This is a genomic window from Leifsonia sp. Soil_N53, from assembly GCF_057655165.1.
Genome location: NZ_JBDGMM010000063.1, coordinates 232,982 through 250,506, shown reverse-complemented (window position 1 = coordinate 250,506; position 17,525 = coordinate 232,982). Strand labels below are relative to the sequence as shown.

Here is a 17,525-nt window from a genome sequence, read left to right as displayed (position 1 = left end):
GTCGCAGCATCAGGCTATCGCGCGCGGCGACCGGCCGAGAGCTACCCCCGCCCGCGTCAGCCGAGCAGCGCCTCGTGCGCCGCCTCGAGCAGCCGGTCGGTCCGGAACTCCTCGTGCGCGGTCACAGTGAGCACAGCATCGTGCGCGTCGTCGACGACCACGTACTGGCCGTAGCGCCCGTCGAACCGCCACAGATTCGACGGACCCTCCCAGGTGGCGATGCCGTAGTGCGCCTGCGACCCGGTTTCGCCGGTCTCGCGCCAGCCGGCGTGCATCCCGTCGATCCAGTCGGCGCTGACGATCCGCTCGCCCCGCCATTCGCCCCGGTCGCGCAGCACCCGTCCGATGCGGGCCAGCTCCTCGGTGCGCAGCTGGAGGCCGGTGCCCCCGACGATCCAGCCGAGCGGGCACCGCAGCCACTGCGGGTTGTCGATGCCGAGCGGGCCGAAGAGCCGCGGCAGCAGCCAGTCGCGCACGTCGCCGACCGCAGCCCCGAGCATCCGCATGGCGACGTAGGTGCTGGAGTCGGAGTAGAGGAAGCGCTCCCCCGGACCGCCGGTGGGACGGCGCAGCATCTCCTGAGCCAGGTCGTCGCCCGGCACGGGCTGGTCGCCGAACCACTGGAATTCGATCCCGCTCGACATGGTGAGCAGGTCGCGCAGCGTCACCCGCTCCACGCCCTCGCCGAGCTCGAGCTGCGGGAGGGCGTCCGCGACGGTCGTGTCGAGCGTCAGGATGCCCTCGTCCACGGCGATGCCGGCGGCCAGCGCGCTGACCCCCTTCGACACCGAGTACAGGTTGACCCGGTCGTCGCTGCGCCAGCGATGCTGAGCCTCATCACCACCCACGAGCGCGTGGGCGCCGTACGCACCCAGCCCCTCCCGGTCGACGGTTCGGACGAAGCGGCCCAGCAGGGCGTCAGCAGCGGTCATGTCCCTATTCTGTCGGGTCCGGAGGGTGCGGCGCTCACGCCCGCCGGTGGCCGAACGCGGCCGCAGTCAGGGTGAGGACCGCGGCGAGCGCGGGCCCGATCCCCAGGTTCACGTGCACGCAGGCGGCGCCGACGAGCGCTCCCGCGCCGATCAGTGCGACCGCGAGCACCCGGCGCACCCAGGGCTGCCCGAGCCGCGCACCGAGCCACGAGTCGGCGGCGAGACCGGTCAGCGTCGAGGTGACGACGACGGTCGTGACGTCCTTCACCGCGAGGTGGCGGGCGGCGGCGGCCTGCGCGCCCATGGCCGCCCCGAGGGCGCCGGTGATCGTCCACTGCGCGAACTCGGCGACGTGCGCGCCGCTCAGCGGCACCGCGGCGACCGCGACGGCGGCCAGGACGATCCCCACCGCCGCGAAGACACCGGTCGTGCGATGGGTCCAGCCGGGCGCCGCGGTCCGCAGCGTCCGGCCGGCCACCATCGCACCGACGACGTACCCGCCGAGGGCGACCAGCGGTCCGATCACCGGCAGCCCGTCGACGCGGAGCAGACCCATCCCGAGGATGACGACGTTGCCGGTCATGTTGCCGGTGAACACCCGGTCGAGGCCGAGGTAGCCTGTCGCGTCGATGACGCCGGTCGAGAAGGTGAGGGCCAGCATCAGGCCGACGCGGACCCGCTCCCCTCCCTCGGCCGGCGTCCGTGCGGGCGCCGCCGCAGTGCCCGCGGTCATCCGGCCAGGACTCCTGCGCGGTCTCGCAGGTGCCTGGGGGCGACCACGGATCCGGAGGCCGCAGCCTCGTAGAAGGCGACGGTGGCGGCCAGGTTCTCCCAGGCGTCCTCGACCCGCGCCAGCGCACCGCCGCCGGTCGCGGCCGCGACGATGGCGTCGAGCCCGACCGTGTGGTCGGACGGCGAGGTGAAGTGGTGCCAGCCGGTCACCGGGCCCGCCGTCTCCAGCACCGAGACGAGCCCGGTGGACGTGTCGAGCGCGATCGCACCCTCGGTCCCGATGATGCTCGTGGTGATGCGCCAGCCACCGGCCGGGCCGCTCCAGGTGTCCTCCACCGTGGCGATCGAGCCGCCCTCGAAACGCAGGATCGCGTGCCCGTAGTCCTCGACGGCCAGGTCGGGATGCAGGAGGTTCGCCACCTGGCCGCTGACCTGGATGACCTCCTCGCCGAGCAGCCAGCGCATCCGGTCGATCTGGTAGAGGCTGTGGTCGATCCAGCCGCCGCCGGGAGCGCGCTCCGGGTCGGTCCACCATCCGGAGCCCTCGGCGCCCGGCCAGCCCTGTGGCAGCGAGCCGACCAGGGCGAACGACGCAGAGGTGACCCGCCCGATGCGGCCGGAGGAGACCCACTGCTTCAGCAGCTGGTTCTGGTCGGCCGCACGGGAGCGCGACTCACCCGGGGTGAAGGTCACACCGGCCGCGTTCACGGCCGCGACGATGCGATCGGCCTCCTCCAGGGTGCGGGCGAGCGGCTTGACCGACACGATGTGCTTGCCGGCCGCTGCCGCCGCGATGCAGACCTCCGGGTTCTGGTCGACGCTCACGAAGCTCGCGATGACGTCGATCGACTCGTCGTCGATGACCTCCTGGAACGAGGTCGTCACGCGCGGACCGCCGCTCTGCTCCGCCACTTCGCGAGCGCGGTCGATGCTGAGGTCGGCGATGGCGACGAGCTCCGTCCTCGGGTCGGCGGCGACCGCCTTCGCGAGCGGGATGGCCGAGTACCAGTGGTCGAGTCCGACGAAGCCGAACCGCACCGTTTCTGACATGTTGTTCTCTTTTCTGCTGAGCGTTGGATCGGGCGGGCGGCTAGAAGGTCGTGGAGAGCTCCACGACGCGGCCTTCGCGCGCGGACTCGAACACGGCGAGCATGATCTCCAGCGCATGGCGTGCGTGCTCGGCCGTGAGCACCGGCGTCGCGCCGTCGCGGACGACATCCGCGAGGTGGTCGACGAGGAGCGCCCGCCGCAGCATCGCCCGGCGCGGGTCGGCGATCGCCGGCCACATGGTCGGCGCGATCCAGCCGTCGACCCCGGGGGCGAGGTCCGTGCGGTACACCTCCAGGTCGGGCCCGTCCTGCCGGTAGATCGCCATGGCGCCGGCGCGGCCGAAGACCTCGACCTTCGGGCTGCGCGAGGCGTGGACGTTGAAGGTGCCGTCGATCACGGCGAAGGTCGAGTCGCCGAAGTCGAGCATGAACAGGCAGTTGTCGGGCGTCGTCACCGGGATCTCCAGCCCGCCGAACGGGCCGCCGCGCACGACGCGGGTCGCCTCGGTCACGCCGGCGAAGGCGGTCACGCGCTTGGCGGGCCCGAGCAGGCCGGTGATCTCGTGGATGCCGTAGACGCCCATGTCGAAGAGCGGGCCGGAGCCGTCCTGGTAGAACCAGGTCGGGTCGAACGGCCAGCCGTCGGGGCCGCCGCCGGGGCCGGCGTGCGAGCTGCGCACCCGGGCGAACGCGACCTTGCCGACCGAACCCTCCCGGATCTGCTGCTGCGCCTCCACGTAGGGTGAGTACAGCATGTCCGGCGGGGCGCACAGCACAGTCAGGCCGCGGGCGGCGGCGGCCTCGATGATGGCGTCCGCTTCGGCGAGCGTCGTCGCGATCGGCTTCTCGACGACCACGTGCTTCCCGGCCTCGATGATCCGCATGGTCGTCTCGGCGTGCGCCGGGATGGGCGTGAGGTTGACGACCGCGTCGATGTCGGAGTGCTCGAGCAGCTCGTCGAGGCTCAGATAGGACTCCGGGATGCCGAAGCGCTCGGCCGCCGCGGCCGCACGACCGGGCACCGGGTCGGCGATCGACACGATCGTCACCTTGTCGGCGATGTGATGGACGTTGGGCAGGACGCCCTCGGGGATGGTCGCGATCCCGCCGGCGCCGAGGACGCCGAGGCGGAGCGGAGCGCGATCGGGGAGGGGTGCTGTCGAGTCGGTCACGAATGCATGCCTTTCGCTGGGGGATGCGGCAGTATCTGACTCAATGCAGAGCAGAGGGGGGCTGCCGGCGCGCTCGTCCGGGGCGGTTCGCTCCCGGGATGTTCTAGGATTATTCATTAAGAGTCTTTAGTAGTCAAGGCTCGGCACGGTACCGTGGAGCGCGCCTCCAGACCGATCCGAGGCGCCGATGGGAAGTGATGAAGTGCGAAGTCTGATGGATCAAGGGGTGACGTCACCCGCGGTGGCGCCCTCCCTCTTGCGCTCGATGAATCAGCGCTTCGTGCTCGACTGGCTGTACCGCAACGGCCCGGCCAGCCGGCCCCAGATCTCGCGCGCCATCGGCCTGTCGCAGCCCACGGTGTTCGCCACTCTCGCGAACCTGGAGGACGTCGGGCTGGTCCGCACCCGCGGCCAGTCGGAGGAGCAGGCCGGGCGCCCGGCGCTCATCTACGAGGTGGACGCCCGCGCCGGCCTGGTCGCGGCCGTCGAGCTCGGCCAGGATTGGGTGCGCATCGCGATCGCCGACCTGCTCGGCACGGTCGTCGCCCGCACCGAGGCGAAGAACACCGCCCGCAGCGTGAAGGCGCTGGTCGCGACCGTCGAGCGCCTGCTCGCGTCGGCGACCGCGGAGGCGCAGGTCGGCGCCATCAGCCACGCGGTCGTCGCCACCTGGGACGCCGCGGGTCCGGCCGCCGGGCAGCCCGGGGCCTCCGCACCGCCGTGGCGGCGACCGCAGCTGTTCGACGAGTTGCGGGCCGCGCTTCCCATGGCGGTCAGCGTCGAACGGGATGTGGATCTCGCGGCGCTGAGCGAGTTCACGTTGGGCGCCGGACGCGGCGCGGACCCGTTCGTCTACCTGCATGTCGGCGCAGAGGTCGGCTCCGCGCTCGTGACCGGAGGGCGGGTGTATCGCGGGGCCAACGGCGCAGCGGGAGAAATCGGCCGGCTGGAGCTGACGACGGCCTCCCCGGTCGGCGCACCGCCTGCTGGCGGCGCCGTCAGCACGCTCGAGGGCGCACTCCTGGGCGCGGACGCGGTGTCGTACGCGCAGGCGCTCGGCCTCTCGTCGGTCACGAGCGTCGGGCAGGTGATCGAGCTGGCGCGCCGTGGCGACGAGACGGCACGCCGCGCGGTCGCGCGGCAGACCGATGTGCTCGGAAACCTGCTCACCACGATCACAGCCTTCTTCGATCCAGAGCTCATCGTGGTCGGCGGCGGCATCGCGCAGCACCTCGACATGCTCGCCGTCGGGCTCGCCGGGCGGCTCGATGGAGACCGCACCCGACCGCGCTTCGTGGCCAGCGCACTCGGCGCGGACGCGATCGTCCAGGGTGCCGTGGTGCGCGGCGTGGAGATCGCGCGCGAAGCGGTGTTCGCTGAGCGCATGTCGGTCGACCCGGGCGCGTAGCCGGGACGCCGCAGGCGCCGCTCCCGTCGCGTGCGAAAAGTGTTTCTGGAATGTATCGGACGTGTGAAGTCTGATTTTGGCGCTTGACTTGTGAAAGAGTCTTAAAGAAGATTCTTGAACAACCGCAAAGCCCCAAAGGAGTGACAGTGAAGACAATCCGCTACATCGCAGCAGGCGTTGCCGCCGCTGTCGCCGCAGTCGCCCTCACGGGCTGCTCCGGCGGCAACGGCGCGCAGAGCTCGGGTGACGACAAATCGCTCACCGTCTGGCTCATGCAGGACACGCTGACCGACGCCTCCCAGAAGGCCATCGTCGATGGCTTCAAGAAGAAGACCGGCATCACCGCGAAAGTGGAGGTGCAGCAGTGGGACAACATCAACACCAAGCTGACCACCGCCCTTGCGACCGACACCCCGCCCGACGTGGTGGAGATCGGCAACACCGACGTGCCGCTGTTCGCGGCCAACGGCGCGCTGCTCGACCTCACCTCCGACAAGAAGGACCTCGAGGGGGCCAACACCTGGCTCAAGGGCCTCGAAGGGCCGGCGACCGTCGATGGCAAGCTCTACGCGGCGCCGTTCTACGCAGGCACCCGGGCTGTCATCTACAACAAGGACATCTGGGCGAAGGCGGGCGTGATGGACGCCCCCACCAGCTACGACGAGCTGACCAGCGACCTGGACAAAGTGCGCGCACTGAACCAGGCGCCCGATTTCAGCCCGATCTACCTGACCGGCACCTACTGGTACAACGCGCTGTCGTTCCTCTACGACGCCGGCGGAGCCCTCGCGAAGAAGTCGGGCGACAGCTGGAAGGGCCAGCTCGAGACGGCGCAATCGCAGAAGGGCCTCTCCGACTTCAAGACCTTCCAGAACGCCTACTCGACCGAGGGATCGCGCACGGCGCCGATGGACACCCCCAACCCCACCGACGTCTTCGCCACCGGCAAGACCTCCGCGATCATGGGCAACGGCAACGCGCTGAAGACGATCCTGCAGGCGAACGCCGGCCTGGTCGGCCACGTCGGCAGCTTCCCCTTCCCGAGCAAGGCCGACCCGGGCAAGAACATGCCCAACTTCCTCGGTGGCTCCGACATCGGCATCGCGGCGAAGGCCCAGCACCAGAAGGCCGCGCTGCAGTTCGTGAAGTACATCACGAGCGACGACATCCAGGCCAAGCAGGTCTCGGAGGCCTCGGGTCACATCCCGATCTCCGACCAGCTGATCGACACGGTCACCGCCACGCTGCCCGATGAGATGAAGGCCTTCTACCAGGGCGCGAAGCTCAGCATCTCCACCCCGGCCACCCCGGGCTGGGCCACCATCGAGTCCGACGCCTCCGTGACCGACTTCTTCTCGCAGGTCTCCTCCGGCAACAAGAGCGTCGCGCAGGCCGCGGCCGACTTCGACAAGCACCTCGACGCGGCGCTGAACGCGAAGTAGCACGTGATGACCGTCGACACATCGACGCGGGCGCAGCCCACCGTCGGCGAGCCGGGTGCGGTCGGGGCAACCCCCCGGCTGCGGCCCGGCCGCCGGGTGCGCACAGCCCGCCGGCCGCGCAGCTGGGCCCCGCTCATCCTGCTGGCTCCGGCCGGCGCGGTCCTCGCGGTGGTGCTCGGGTACCCGCTGGTCCGGCTGGTGGTGAACTCCTTCCAGGACTTCGGTCTGCGCGCGCTGTTCACCGGCGACACCGAGTGGATCGGCTTCGCCAACTATGCGGCCGTCTTCAGCGATCCGCAGTTCGGGCCGGTGCTGGTGCGGACGGCGGTCTTCACCCTCTCCCTGGTGATCGGCTGCCTCATCATCGGAATGGCCATGTCCCAGATGATGGTCCACCTGGGCAGAGGGGTGCGCACGGTCCTGAACTTCGTGCTCATCCTGGCGTGGGCGCTGCCGACGGTGAGCTCGACGCTGGTCTGGCAGTGGCTGTTCCAGCCGGTCTACGGCGTCTTCAACTGGGTGATCACGCGGCTCGGCTGGTTCGGCGACTTCACCTCGCACAGCTGGACGGGCAACGCCGGCGACGCCTTCTTCATCGTCTGGCTGCTCATCGTCTGGCAGTCGGTGCCGTTCGTGGCCCTGACCCTCTACGCCGGCCAGTCGCAGATCCCCGCCGAGTACTACGAGGCCGCGCAGCTCGACGGCGCGAGCGAGTGGCGGATCTACCGATCGATCACCCTGCCGTTCCTCCGGCCGGTGCTGTATCTGGTCGCCATCCTGCAGGTGATCTGGCACTTCAACACGTTCAACCAGCTCTGGATCCTCACCCAGGGCGGCCCGGACAGCAGCACCACCACCCTGAGCATCTGGTCGTTCCAGAAGGCTTTCGCCGCGAACTCGTTCGGGCAGGGATCGGCGATCGCCGTGATCACGGCCATCCTGCTGGTGATCCTGACCGCCTTCTACATCCGACGACTCATCCGGACGGGAGAGATGGAATGACCGCGAACCTGGCGACGAGAGTCCCGGCGGCCGCAGTGCGGGGGCGCCGGCGCCCGAAGCACCCTGTCGCGCTGACCCTGGCGATCGTCTGCATCGTCCTCTGGGCGTTCCCGATCTACTGGATGCTCAACACCTCGTTCAAGGAGCGGGACGCGATCACCACGACGACGCCGCAGTTCGTGCCGTCGCCGCCGAGCCTCGTCAACTACCTCGACGCACTGACGAAGCCCGGCTTCCTCAGCTCGCTCGGGAACAGCCTGGTCGTGTCGCTCGGCGTGGTCGTCGCGTCGATCGTGCTCGGCTTCCTCGCGGCTGCCGCAGTGTCGCGGTTCCGGTTCCTCGGCCGGCGCGCGATCCTGGTCAGCATCCTGGTGGTGCAGATGATCCCGGGAGGCGCGCTGCTCATCCCGCTGTTCCTGTCGTTCAAGAGTCTGGGCCTGCTGAACAGCTACTGGGGGCTGGGGCTCGCCTACATCGCCAGCGTGCTGCCGTTCAGCATCTGGGTGCTTCGCGGCTTCTTCCTCAACCTGCCGATCGAGCTCGAGGAGGCCGCGAAGATCGACGGCGCCGGCACGACCCGCATCCTGTGGAGCATCTACTTCCCGCTCGTGCTGCCCGGCTTGATCTCGACCAGCGTCTTCGCGTTCATCAACGCCTGGAACGACTACATCACCGCGTACGTGATGCTGAAGGATCAGGCGATGTACACCCTCCCGGTCTTGCTGGTGTCGTTCAGCACGAACGAGGGCACCGACTACGGCGGCCTGATCGCCGCGTCCGTGCTCTTCGCGCTGCCGGTCGTCATCTTCTTCATGATCGTGCAGCGCAACCTCGTCTCCGGGATGTCCGCGGGCGCCGTGAAGGGCTGATGCCCGTGGCGGACCGGGCGCGCACGAGCGGCGTGCGGCGGTGGCACCTCGCGGTCTGCGCAGTGTTCGCCGTCTCGGGGATGGGCGTCTCGACCTGGCTCTCCCGGATCCCGGACGTGCGCTCCGACCTCCACCTGTCGATCTTCGCGATGGGCCTGCTCTCGCTCGGGCTCTCCATCGGGTCGGTAACCGGCTTCACGGTCGCCGGCCGGGTCGCCGGGCGGATCGCGCCCCGGACGGCGATGTTCGCCGCACTCTCGACGGCGGCGGGCGGCAGCGCCGTCTCCGCCCTCGGCGTCGGGACCGGCTCGCAGCCCGTGGTCGCCGTGGGGCTCGCTGTGCTCGGATTCGGCGCCGGCGTCTGCAATGTCGCGATGAATGTGGACGCGGTGGCGATCGAGCGGGCCCGCGCGCGACCCGTGCTGCCCTGGTTCCATGCCATGTTCAGCATCGGCGGGGTGATCGGCGCCGGGCTCGGGGCGGCAGCGGCCGCCGCGCACGTCCCGGTGCCCGCGCACCTGCTGGCCGAGGGCATCCTCTCGGTGGCCGTCGCCGCCTGGGCGGTGCGCGGGGTCCCGGAATCCGGGAGCGCGCTCCGGGCGCACGCGGACGTCGCGCCGGTTCTGAGCGGGGGCGCCAAGACGACCGCCGCCCGCAGTGCCTGGCGTGATCGGCGCACGATCCTGATCGGCGTCCTGGTTCTCGGGATGTCGTTCGCCAATGGCGCCGCCAACGACTGGATCGCCCTGGCGATGGTCTCCGGCCACCACGCGACGACGACCCTGGCGGCGGTCACCTTCTGGGTGTTCGTGATGGCCACGACGACGACGCGGCTGGCGGGAACCGCCGTGATCGCTCGCTGGGGCCGGGTGCGCGTGCTGCGCTTCACCGCAATGCTCGGGGCCGTGGGGATCGCGCTGTTCATCTGCGCCCCCTCCCCCGGGCTCGCCGTCGCCGGCGCGGTGCTGTGGGGACTCGGTTCGGCGCTCGGGTTCCCGATCGGGATGTCGGCCGCCGGCGACGACGCGCGCACGGCGGCCAGGAACATCGGGGTGGTGGCGACGATCGGCTACGCCGCCTCGCTCGCCGGCCCTCCGCTGCTGGGGCTGACCGGAGACCGGCTGGGCCTGCTGCCTGCGCTCGTCGTCCCGCTCGTCTTCGTCGTGGCCGCAGCGGCCATCGCCGGCGTCGTTCGACCGCTCGCCCCCACGCTGCGCCGAAGCGAGCCGGCCGGCGATCGACTGACCGGCGATCAGGCGACGGCGAGCTCGTAACGCCGGGAGGTCTCGGCGGGCCGCCAGCGACCGCTCACGGCGACGGCCGACGGGTGGATGCCGTCCGGGCTCACGATGAGGTCGGCGACCGCGCCGGCCTCGATGACTCCCCGGTCGCTCCAGCCGAGCAGCCGCGCCGCGTTGGCGGCCGAGACGTTCGCCATCTGGAGTGGCGAGAGCGCGCCCCAGCTGCCGGCGCGCTCCGCCGCGTCGACGATGAACGCCGTCGAGCCCGCGAGCGTCTCGGTCTCGTGCAGGTACGCCGCTCCCGAGCGCACGTCGACCGTGCGGTCGACGAACGAGTAGCGGCCGTCGGCGAGCCCTGCTGCGGCCATCGCGTCGGTGACCAGCACCACGCGATCGCTGCCCGCCGACTCGAGCGTCAGCCGCACGGCGTCCGGGGCCAGGTGGTGGCCGTCGGCGATCAGCTCCACCGTCACGCGCTTGTCCAGGAGCGCCCGCGCCACCGGGCCGGGTGCGCGGTGCGTGAGCGCCGGCATGGCGTTGAAGAGATGCGTGACGTGTCGCGCCCCCGCATCCACCGCCGCCTCGAAGACGACGGCGCTGGCGTCGGTGTGGCCGATGCAGAAGAGGAGCTCGTCGGCGTGCCGATGGATCAGCTCCAGCGCGCCGTCGAGCTCCGGGGCGATGGTCATGGCGAGGGCGTGCCCGCCCGCGGCGTCGACGAGGGCGGCGAACAGCGCCTCGTCCGGCTGCCGGAGGGCGGTCGCCGTCTGCGCGCCGCGGCGGTGCGGCGACAGGAACGGGCCCTCGAAGTGGATGCCGCGGATGTTTGGCGCCGTGCCGTCCTCGATGGCCTGGGCGATCGCCCGCGCGGCGACGAGCATGGTCTCCGGCGCGGTGGTCCCGATCGTGGCGAGGATGCTGGTCGTCCCGCGGGCGAGGTGGGCGGCCGCCGCCCGGCGCACGTCGTGCACGTCGCCGGTGTAGAGCGCGCTCCCGCCTCCGCCGTGGCAGTGCACGTCGATGTAGCCGGGGAGCACCCACTGACGCTCGACGTCCACGTAGTCCACCGGATCACCGCCGCCGGGGAAGGTGGGCGGCTCGCCGGGACCGAGGGCTGCGATGCGCTCGCCCTGCACGGCGATCCACCCGTTGTCGACGATGCGGTCGGGGAGCACCAGGCGGCCGTTTGTGAGGACCCGGACGGTCATGATCAGACTCCTGCGCTGAGGGGTTCGGGGGTGTGGCGGCGGAAGACGTCGAGGACCTCGTCCCGCGCCGCTCCCACCGGTGACAGCGGCGACGGCGAGGCGCCGAGGCCGCGGTAGAGGCTGCTGAGCGCGTGCCCCATCGCGCCCAGCAGTCCCGCGTCGCTGCCGAGTCGCGAGCGCTCGATGCCGCTGGCCACGCCGACCCGCTGCTGCAGCCGCTCCTGCACCCGGCGGAAGCTGTCGGCGCCGAACGCCTCCGAGAAGCCTCCGGCGACCAGGATCGTGGCCGGCTCGTAGGCCAGCGCGACGACCCCCACCAGGTGCTCGAACGCCTCCTGAGCCTGCGAGACCAGGCCGCCGTAGAGGTCGGGCCGGGCGAACACGTCGGCGGTCGAGTCGAGGCGGTAGCCGAGGCTGCGGGCGTGGGCGGCGAGCCCGGCCCCGGAGAGCAGGTCGCGCATGCGCAGGTCGCTTCCCTGCAGCGGGAGCCGCCCGAACTCGCCGAGCAGCCCCTGTGCGCCGGAGAGCACCTCACCCCGCATGGACACCGCGCCGCTGAGGCCGGTGCCGAGGATGAGGAGCACGGTGGTCTCGGTCGGGTCGACCGCACCGTAGCGCAGCTCGCCGAGCAGGGCGAGGTTGGAGTCGTTGTCGATCTCCACGGGCGCGTCGACCTCCGCGCGCAGGGCGACGAGGAAGCCGGGCTCGCGGATCTGCGGAAGGTTCACCGCGCCCACCACCCTGCTCTTGTCTCCGGAGATGGCGGCAGCCAGCCCGACCGTCACCGCGCCGAGCGGGATGCCGTCGCCGTGTTCGGCGACGAGCTCGTTCACGCGGTCGCCGAGCCAGATCCCGAAGCTCCGCGCGTCGACGTCGTGCAGCGTCGGGAAGCGCTGCCGCATGATCGTGCGGCCGAGCCCATCCGAGAGCACCAGCCGGCAGTTGGTGCCGCCGAGGTCGATGCCGCACACCAGGGCGATGGAGTCGTTGAACCGGACGCTCCCCGCGTTGCGGCCGCGACCGGCCCGGGTGATCGTCGGCCCCTCCACCACGACCTGCGATTCGAGCAGCTCGCTGACGACGCGGAAGACCGTGGCCTGGCTGAGCCCGGTGGCGGCCACGATCTCCTGCCGGTCGGTCTCGCGGCCGGTGAGCAGTTGGTCGAGCACGCTGCTCCGGTTCGAGCGCCGAACGGCGGTTGGGGAGTCCATATTTCCTCTCAGGCTGAACTTTAATCGTCCTGAGAAGAATAACCCCACGCCCTCCCGTCTCCGCAAGCCTTTTGGTCAGCCGATTTTTGCGAAGTCTTCCGTCGGCGTTCACCCGGTCGTCGCCTCCGCGGGGCGATTTCGATTCACAGTGAGGATTATTTCCGGCGCAAGAGGACCGAGAACCGCGAAACGGCGAATAGAGTCGGATCACACCCTTCTACGAGCAGAGGAGCCCCTATGCGCACGGTCCGACTCGGCAACAGCGGTCTCGAGATCAGCGGAGTCGTGCTGGGCATGATGTCCTACGGCGACCCGGATCGCGGCAGCCACCCGTGGAGCGTCGGCATCGACGAGGCGCGGCCGTTCGTTCGCCGGGCCTTCGACGCGGGCGTCACGGCCTTCGACACGGCGAACGTGTACTCACTCGGTTCCAGCGAGGAGATCACCGGGACCCTGCTGGCCGAGCTCGGCCCGCGGGAGGATGTCCAGATCTTCACGAAAGTGAACGGGCGGATGCGCAACGGCCGCAACGGCGCCGGGCTCTCCCGCGCCGCCATCATGCACGAGATCGACGCCTCGCTCACGCGCCTGGGGACGGACTACGTGGACCTGTACCAGATCCACCGCTTCGATCCCCGCGTGCCCATGGAGGAGACGATGGAGGCGCTCCACGACGTCGTCAAGGCCGGCAAGGCCCGCTACATCGGCGCCTCCAGCATGTGGGCGTGGCAGTTCGCCGAGCTCCAGCGGGTCGCCGAGCTGAACCACTGGACCCGGTTCGTCTCGATGCAGGACCAGTACAACCTGCTCGACCGCGAGGAGGAGCGCGAGATGCACCCGTTCTGCATCGCCACCGGCGTCGGCGTGCTGCCCTGGAGCCCGCTCGCGCGCGGCAGGCTGACCCGCCCGTGGGACGCCCCCGGCTCGGGCACCCGCGCCGACACGGACGAGTTCGGCAAGACGCTGTATCGCACGAACGAGGAGTCGAACCGCTCCATCGTCGACGCGGTCGCCGCGATCGCCTCCTCGCGAGGCGTGCCGATGGCACAGGTCGCGCTGGCCTGGGTCGCCGGCCGGAACGCCGTGACCGCCCCGATCGTCGGCGCGACGAAGCCGCACCACATCGACGACGCTGCGGCGGCACTCGACCTCGCGCTGACCGAAGACGAGGTGACCCGGCTGGAGGCGGCGTACACGCCTCGGGAGCCTGCGGGATTCTGAGAGGCTATCCACTCCTGACCCGGTTTGGGGGCGTGAAGATATCCGCCGTGATCGCTAGCTTCGTCGGGCGACCCGAGGAGTAAAGATGAGCGCCCTTCCTGGCTGGTACGACAACCCGGAAGACACGTCCACCCAGCGATACTGGGATGGCGCGGCATGGTCGGATGCGACGCGTTCGAAGGTCGCCGCCATCCCGGCGGGCTGGTATCCCGACACCGAACGGCCTGCCGGACAGCGCTGGTGGGATGGCGCTCAATGGACTGATCAACGGACCGCGCCAACCAGCGCGCCCACGCCTCGCGCCGAGAAACCAATCGCGAAGCTCGGCAAAGGCGACGCACGCCATCTTGCCGCCGAACTCACCAACACGGTTGCCGAGCTCCAAGCAGTCATAGACAAGCACGGACTTCGCAGCTTCGCAGACATCGACTCGTATCAGGCCGCCGTCGAGGCTCAACTCGCCGCAGATCGCGCTCAGGCGGAGATCGCGATTGCAGAGGCGCAGGCATCCGCCGCCGGCGGCTTGGCGACGACCGAGAAGCGGCTCGGCGAGGTCCAGGCGCAGCTGGCCTGGTCTCAACAGCAGCTCGATCAGGTCAACCGCGAACGCGTCGATGTCGCGGATGTCGTGGCGCTCCAAGAGGTGGGCCTCTTCGACTACGAGCACCCGGCGCAGTCGTCGGCAAGCCTGGCAACCGAACTCGAGTCGGTGCGATCGCAGATCAAGAACATGATTCGAGACAAGCGGGCCGTGACGACCACAAGCGGGTTCACCTTCAACAACTCTGCTGCGCAAGGCAAGAAGTTCATCAACGACATGACCAAGGTTCTGCTCCGCGCTTACAACGCGGAGGCCGAGAACGCGATCAAAGCGACCAAGGCCGGCAACCTCTATTCGGCGCAGACACGTCTGACCAAGGCAGCGGAACAGATCGCCAACGGCGGCAAGATGATCCAACTACGGATCACCGAGCAGTATCACCGGCTCCGTCTGAAGGAACTCGAGCTTGCCAACTCCCACCTCCTGGCAGTGCAGCGCGAACGGGAGCTCGATCGCGAGCGACGGGCCGAACTGCGAGAACAGCAGAAGGCGGAAGCGGAACTACGACGCGAAAAGGAACGCCTCGAGAAGGAGCGCGCACACTACCTCTCAACCCTGGCGAATCTTGAAGCGAACGGCGACATGGCCGGAGCCGATCGCATTCGTGAACAGCTGACGGACGTCGAGCGAGCCATCGTCGACGTCGACTACCGCGCCGCGAACATTCGCGCAGGGCACGTCTACGTCATCTCCAACATCGGTGCTTTCGGGGAAGACATGGTCAAGATCGGCATGACTCGTCGACTCGAACCGATGGACCGCGTCCACGAATTGGGAGACGCCTCCGTGCCATTCCGCTTCGACGTGCACGCCCTCTTCTTCGCCACCGACGCAGTCGGGATCGAAAACTATCTCCACAAGCGCTTCGCGGAACAACGTGTCAACAAGATCAACCTGCGACGAGAGTTCTTCCGCGTCACACCCGCTGAAGTCCTCGAAGCGCTCCGAGAGCAAGCTGTGGAAGTCGTCGAGTTCACCACGGAACCCGCCGCACCGGAGTACAGGGCCAGCACAGGTCTGGTGGCCGCGCACTCCGCCTGATGTGAACCCGGACCGAACGCGAGCATTCCAGATGTGCGTGGCCCAGCGGCTCGCTGTGCCCTCAACTGGGAGCAGTGGGCACTCGACCGTCTCCAATACGCTCGGGGGCGTGCCCGCTCACCGTCGGGCGTGAAACGACACGAAAGAATTGACGCACGATGGCGAAAGAGACTCGATTCAGCTTCGACGGCGGGGCCGGGACCTACTTGGGGACCGCGCTCCTCGGCTTCCTGGTCACTGTCGTCACGGTCGGGATCTGCTATCCGTTCGCACTTGTGCTGATGCAGCGGTGGAAGGCCAAGCACACCTACATCGACGGTCAGCAGCTCGTCTTCACTGGTTCAGCCGTCGGTCTGTTCGGACACTGGATCAAGTGGTTCCTGCTCTCGGTCATCACCCTCGGCATCTATCTGTTCTGGGTGGCGCCGCGCCTTCAGCGTTGGATCACGGTCAATACGGAGTTCGCAGCTCCGGTCGCACCGGTGCAGCCTCTCGTTGCCGGTCACGCTTCGTCAGTCACGATCTCCGTCAACGGCTGAGCGTCCCGCCGCTGCAGGGAGCGGCGCAGGTGCTGAAGGTCGGCCCGACCTCCGAAGCTGGACAAGCTGTCCCAGCCTGCGGTGAGAGGCGCATCGGCCCATTCACGCCGCAACGGCCGCGCTCACACCGTCACCTAACCGCCATCCCGGGAATCCGCTCGCGAATCGCCCGCAGCGTGGCCTCGTCGGAGACGCCCTGGAAGTCCCAGCGCGGCGTGTAGGGGGCGTTCAGGGAGCGCACCTCCTCGTCGGTGAGCTCGACATCGAGCGACGCGATCGCGTCGTCGATCTGTTGCGTCGTGTTCGCGCCGACCAGCGGTGCGGTGACGACGGGCTGCCGGTGGAGCCAGGCGAGCGCGATCGTCGCCCGGCTGACGCCGTGGGCGGCCGCGACCTCGCCGACGGCGTCGATGATCGCGCGATTCGACGCTTCCTCGGCGGGTGTGTAGAGCAGATCGGCGTAGTCGCCGTCGCTTTCCGAACGCGCGGTCGCGCGAGCGTCGTCCCATGGGCGCGAGAGGCGTCCTCGCGCGAGCGGGCTCCAGACGATGGTGCCGACGCCCTCATCGATGCAGAGCGGGATCATCTCGCGCTCCTCTTCGCGGGCGAGCAGGTTGTAGTGGTCCTGCATGGAGACGAATCGCGCCCAGCCGTTCTGCTTCTGCAGGTGGAGGGCCTTGGCGAACTCCCACGCGAACATCGATGAGGCGCCGAGGTAGCGCACCTTGCCGGACTTGACCAGATCACTGAGCGCCTCGAGCGTCTCCTCGAGCGGAGTCGAGTGATCGTTGCGGTGCACCTGGTAGAGGTCGATGTAGTCGGTCCCGAGGCGTTCCAGGGAGTGGTCGACCTCGGTCATGATCGCCTTGCGGGACAGCCCCTTTCCGTTCGGCCCGGGGCGCATCGGGTGGCGGAGCTTGGTGGCGATGACCACATCGTCCCGGTCGGCGAAGTCGCCCAGAGCGCGGCCCAGGATCTCCTCGCTCGAGCCGTTCGAGTACATGTTCGCCGTGTCGAAGAAGTTGATGCCGGCCTCGAGCGCGTGCCGGATGAGCGGCCGGGCCTCGTCTTCGCTCTTCGACCACACCGGATGACCGCGGTCCGGCTCGCCGTAGGTCATCGCGCCGATCGCGATCGGCGACACGTCCAGGCCCGTCGTCCCGAGCTTCACGTAGTCCATACTTGCTCCTCGTCCGTCTAATTGCGGAGGATTCTCCGCGTGTTAAACTAACGGAGAACTCTCCGCATGTCAAAAAGGGGCATGATCGACACATGACCGTCGAGACACCGGGCTCCTACGGAACCCAGCGGCGCGCGGCCGCGAAGAACCGGGCAGCGATCATCGAGGCAGCGCATCAGTTGTTCGCCGAGAACCCACTCGTCCCCCTGAACGACGTCGCCAAGCGCGCGGGCGTCGGCGCGGGGACTCTCTACCGCCACTTCCCCACGCGTGAGGACCTGATCCTCGCCGCATATCAGCACGACATCGAACGCCTGGTCTCGACGGCGGACGACGTCCTCGCCCGGCAGAGGTCCGCCAAAGCGGCATTCATCGAGTGGTTCGAGACCCTGGCCGGTTACATCCGGATCAAACACGGCCTCGGCGACGCACTGCACAGCGCGGCCGCCCAAGAAGTCGTCGCGTCTTCGTGGGGTCCGACAGCCGAAGCCGTCGGCAGACTCGTCGACGTGTGCGTCGCCGAAGGCACGATGGCCCCCGGGCACGACCCCGTCGACATCATCATGCTCATGAGCTTCCTGTGGCGAGTCGCCCCGAACGACGACGGCATCGCGCAGGGACGACGCTTGATCGGGGTCGTCTTCTCCGGCCTGCAGAGCTCCCCGGACCCGCGCTGA

16 protein-coding genes are annotated in these 17,525 nt (G+C 69.4%); 9 read left to right on the top strand and 7 right to left on the bottom strand.

Annotated features, from left to right (window positions below; all coding sequences use genetic code 11):
• Positions 1–56: 56 nt before the first annotated feature.
• The 4 genes from AC3A3H_RS13355 to AC3A3H_RS13340 are packed head-to-tail and all read right to left on the bottom strand — an operon-like array spanning position 57 to position 3,885.
• On the bottom strand, positions 57–932 hold the full coding sequence (locus tag AC3A3H_RS13355) for a serine hydrolase domain-containing protein (RefSeq protein WP_487615032.1): 876 nt from the start codon (positions 930–932) through the stop codon (positions 57–59).
• Between the two features lie 34 nt (positions 933–966).
• Positions 967–1,665, bottom strand: coding sequence for a YoaK family protein (locus AC3A3H_RS13350; protein WP_487615031.1), 699 nt, complete (start codon positions 1,663–1,665; stop codon positions 967–969).
• Entirely contained in the window at positions 1,662–2,714 is a 1,053-nt protein-coding gene (locus AC3A3H_RS13345) for a Gfo/Idh/MocA family protein (RefSeq protein ID WP_487615030.1), read from the bottom strand. The genes AC3A3H_RS13350 and AC3A3H_RS13345 overlap by 4 nt, the downstream gene beginning before the upstream one ends.
• Positions 2,715–2,754: 40 nt before the next feature.
• Positions 2,755–3,885: a Gfo/Idh/MocA family protein gene (locus AC3A3H_RS13340; protein ID WP_487615029.1), complete on the bottom strand. Its 1,131-nt coding sequence runs from the start codon at positions 3,883–3,885 to the stop codon at positions 2,755–2,757.
• 226 nt (positions 3,886–4,111) lie between these two features.
• On the opposite strand from AC3A3H_RS13340, the gene AC3A3H_RS13335 reads away from it, so the two are divergent.
• From AC3A3H_RS13335 to AC3A3H_RS13315, 5 genes are all read left to right on the top strand, one after another.
• Positions 4,112–5,293: an ROK family protein gene (locus AC3A3H_RS13335; protein WP_487615028.1), complete on the top strand. Its 1,182-nt coding sequence runs from the start codon at positions 4,112–4,114 to the stop codon at positions 5,291–5,293.
• A 146-nt stretch (positions 5,294–5,439) separates the two neighbouring features.
• The gene (locus tag AC3A3H_RS13330) at positions 5,440–6,735 is read left to right on the top strand and encodes an extracellular solute-binding protein (protein ID WP_487615027.1); all 1,296 of its coding nucleotides are present in this window, start codon (positions 5,440–5,442) and stop codon (positions 6,733–6,735) included.
• A 6-nt stretch (positions 6,736–6,741) separates the two neighbouring features.
• Complete coding sequence (locus AC3A3H_RS13325; protein WP_487615026.1) at positions 6,742–7,737, top strand: carbohydrate ABC transporter permease; 996 nt, start codon at positions 6,742–6,744, stop codon at positions 7,735–7,737.
• Complete coding sequence (locus AC3A3H_RS13320; protein WP_487615025.1) at positions 7,734–8,606, top strand: carbohydrate ABC transporter permease; 873 nt, start codon at positions 7,734–7,736, stop codon at positions 8,604–8,606. The genes AC3A3H_RS13325 and AC3A3H_RS13320 overlap by 4 nt, the downstream gene beginning before the upstream one ends.
• Entirely contained in the window at positions 8,606–9,880 is a 1,275-nt protein-coding gene (locus AC3A3H_RS13315) for an MFS transporter (protein WP_487615024.1), read from the top strand. Before AC3A3H_RS13320 ends, AC3A3H_RS13315 begins: the two co-directional genes overlap by 1 nt.
• Here the strand turns inward: AC3A3H_RS13315 and nagA are convergent.
• Together nagA and AC3A3H_RS13305 are read right to left on the bottom strand one after the other, a co-directional pair.
• Positions 9,859–11,055 (bottom strand): N-acetylglucosamine-6-phosphate deacetylase, encoded by a 1,197-nt coding sequence (nagA, locus tag AC3A3H_RS13310; protein WP_487615023.1) that lies wholly within the window; start codon positions 11,053–11,055, stop codon positions 9,859–9,861. The genes AC3A3H_RS13315 and nagA overlap by 22 nt on opposite strands.
• Positions 11,056–11,057: 2 nt before the next feature.
• Positions 11,058–12,266, bottom strand: a complete 1,209-nt coding sequence (locus AC3A3H_RS13305) for an ROK family protein (RefSeq protein WP_487615022.1) — start codon at positions 12,264–12,266, stop codon at positions 11,058–11,060.
• Between the two features lie 237 nt (positions 12,267–12,503).
• Between AC3A3H_RS13305 and AC3A3H_RS13300 the strand changes: the two genes are divergently transcribed.
• The 3 genes from AC3A3H_RS13300 (at position 12,504) to AC3A3H_RS13290 (ending at position 15,668) form a co-directional block, all read left to right on the top strand.
• Positions 12,504–13,487, top strand: coding sequence for an aldo/keto reductase (locus AC3A3H_RS13300; protein ID WP_487615021.1), 984 nt, complete (start codon positions 12,504–12,506; stop codon positions 13,485–13,487).
• 85 nt (positions 13,488–13,572) lie between these two features.
• Entirely contained in the window at positions 13,573–15,129 is a 1,557-nt protein-coding gene (locus AC3A3H_RS13295) for an SNIPE associated domain-containing protein (RefSeq protein WP_487615020.1), read from the top strand.
• A gap of 158 nt (positions 15,130–15,287) precedes the next feature.
• Positions 15,288–15,668 (top strand): DUF898 family protein, encoded by a 381-nt coding sequence (locus AC3A3H_RS13290; RefSeq protein WP_487615019.1) that lies wholly within the window; start codon positions 15,288–15,290, stop codon positions 15,666–15,668.
• A gap of 130 nt (positions 15,669–15,798) precedes the next feature.
• Here the strand turns inward: AC3A3H_RS13290 and AC3A3H_RS13285 are convergent, their stop codons facing one another.
• The gene (locus tag AC3A3H_RS13285) at positions 15,799–16,848 is read right to left on the bottom strand and encodes an aldo/keto reductase (protein ID WP_487615018.1); all 1,050 of its coding nucleotides are present in this window, start codon (positions 16,846–16,848) and stop codon (positions 15,799–15,801) included.
• 92 nt (positions 16,849–16,940) lie between these two features.
• Between AC3A3H_RS13285 and AC3A3H_RS13280 the strand changes: the two genes are divergently transcribed.
• On the top strand, positions 16,941–17,525 hold the full coding sequence (locus AC3A3H_RS13280; protein ID WP_487615017.1) for a TetR/AcrR family transcriptional regulator: 585 nt from the start codon (positions 16,941–16,943) through the stop codon (positions 17,523–17,525).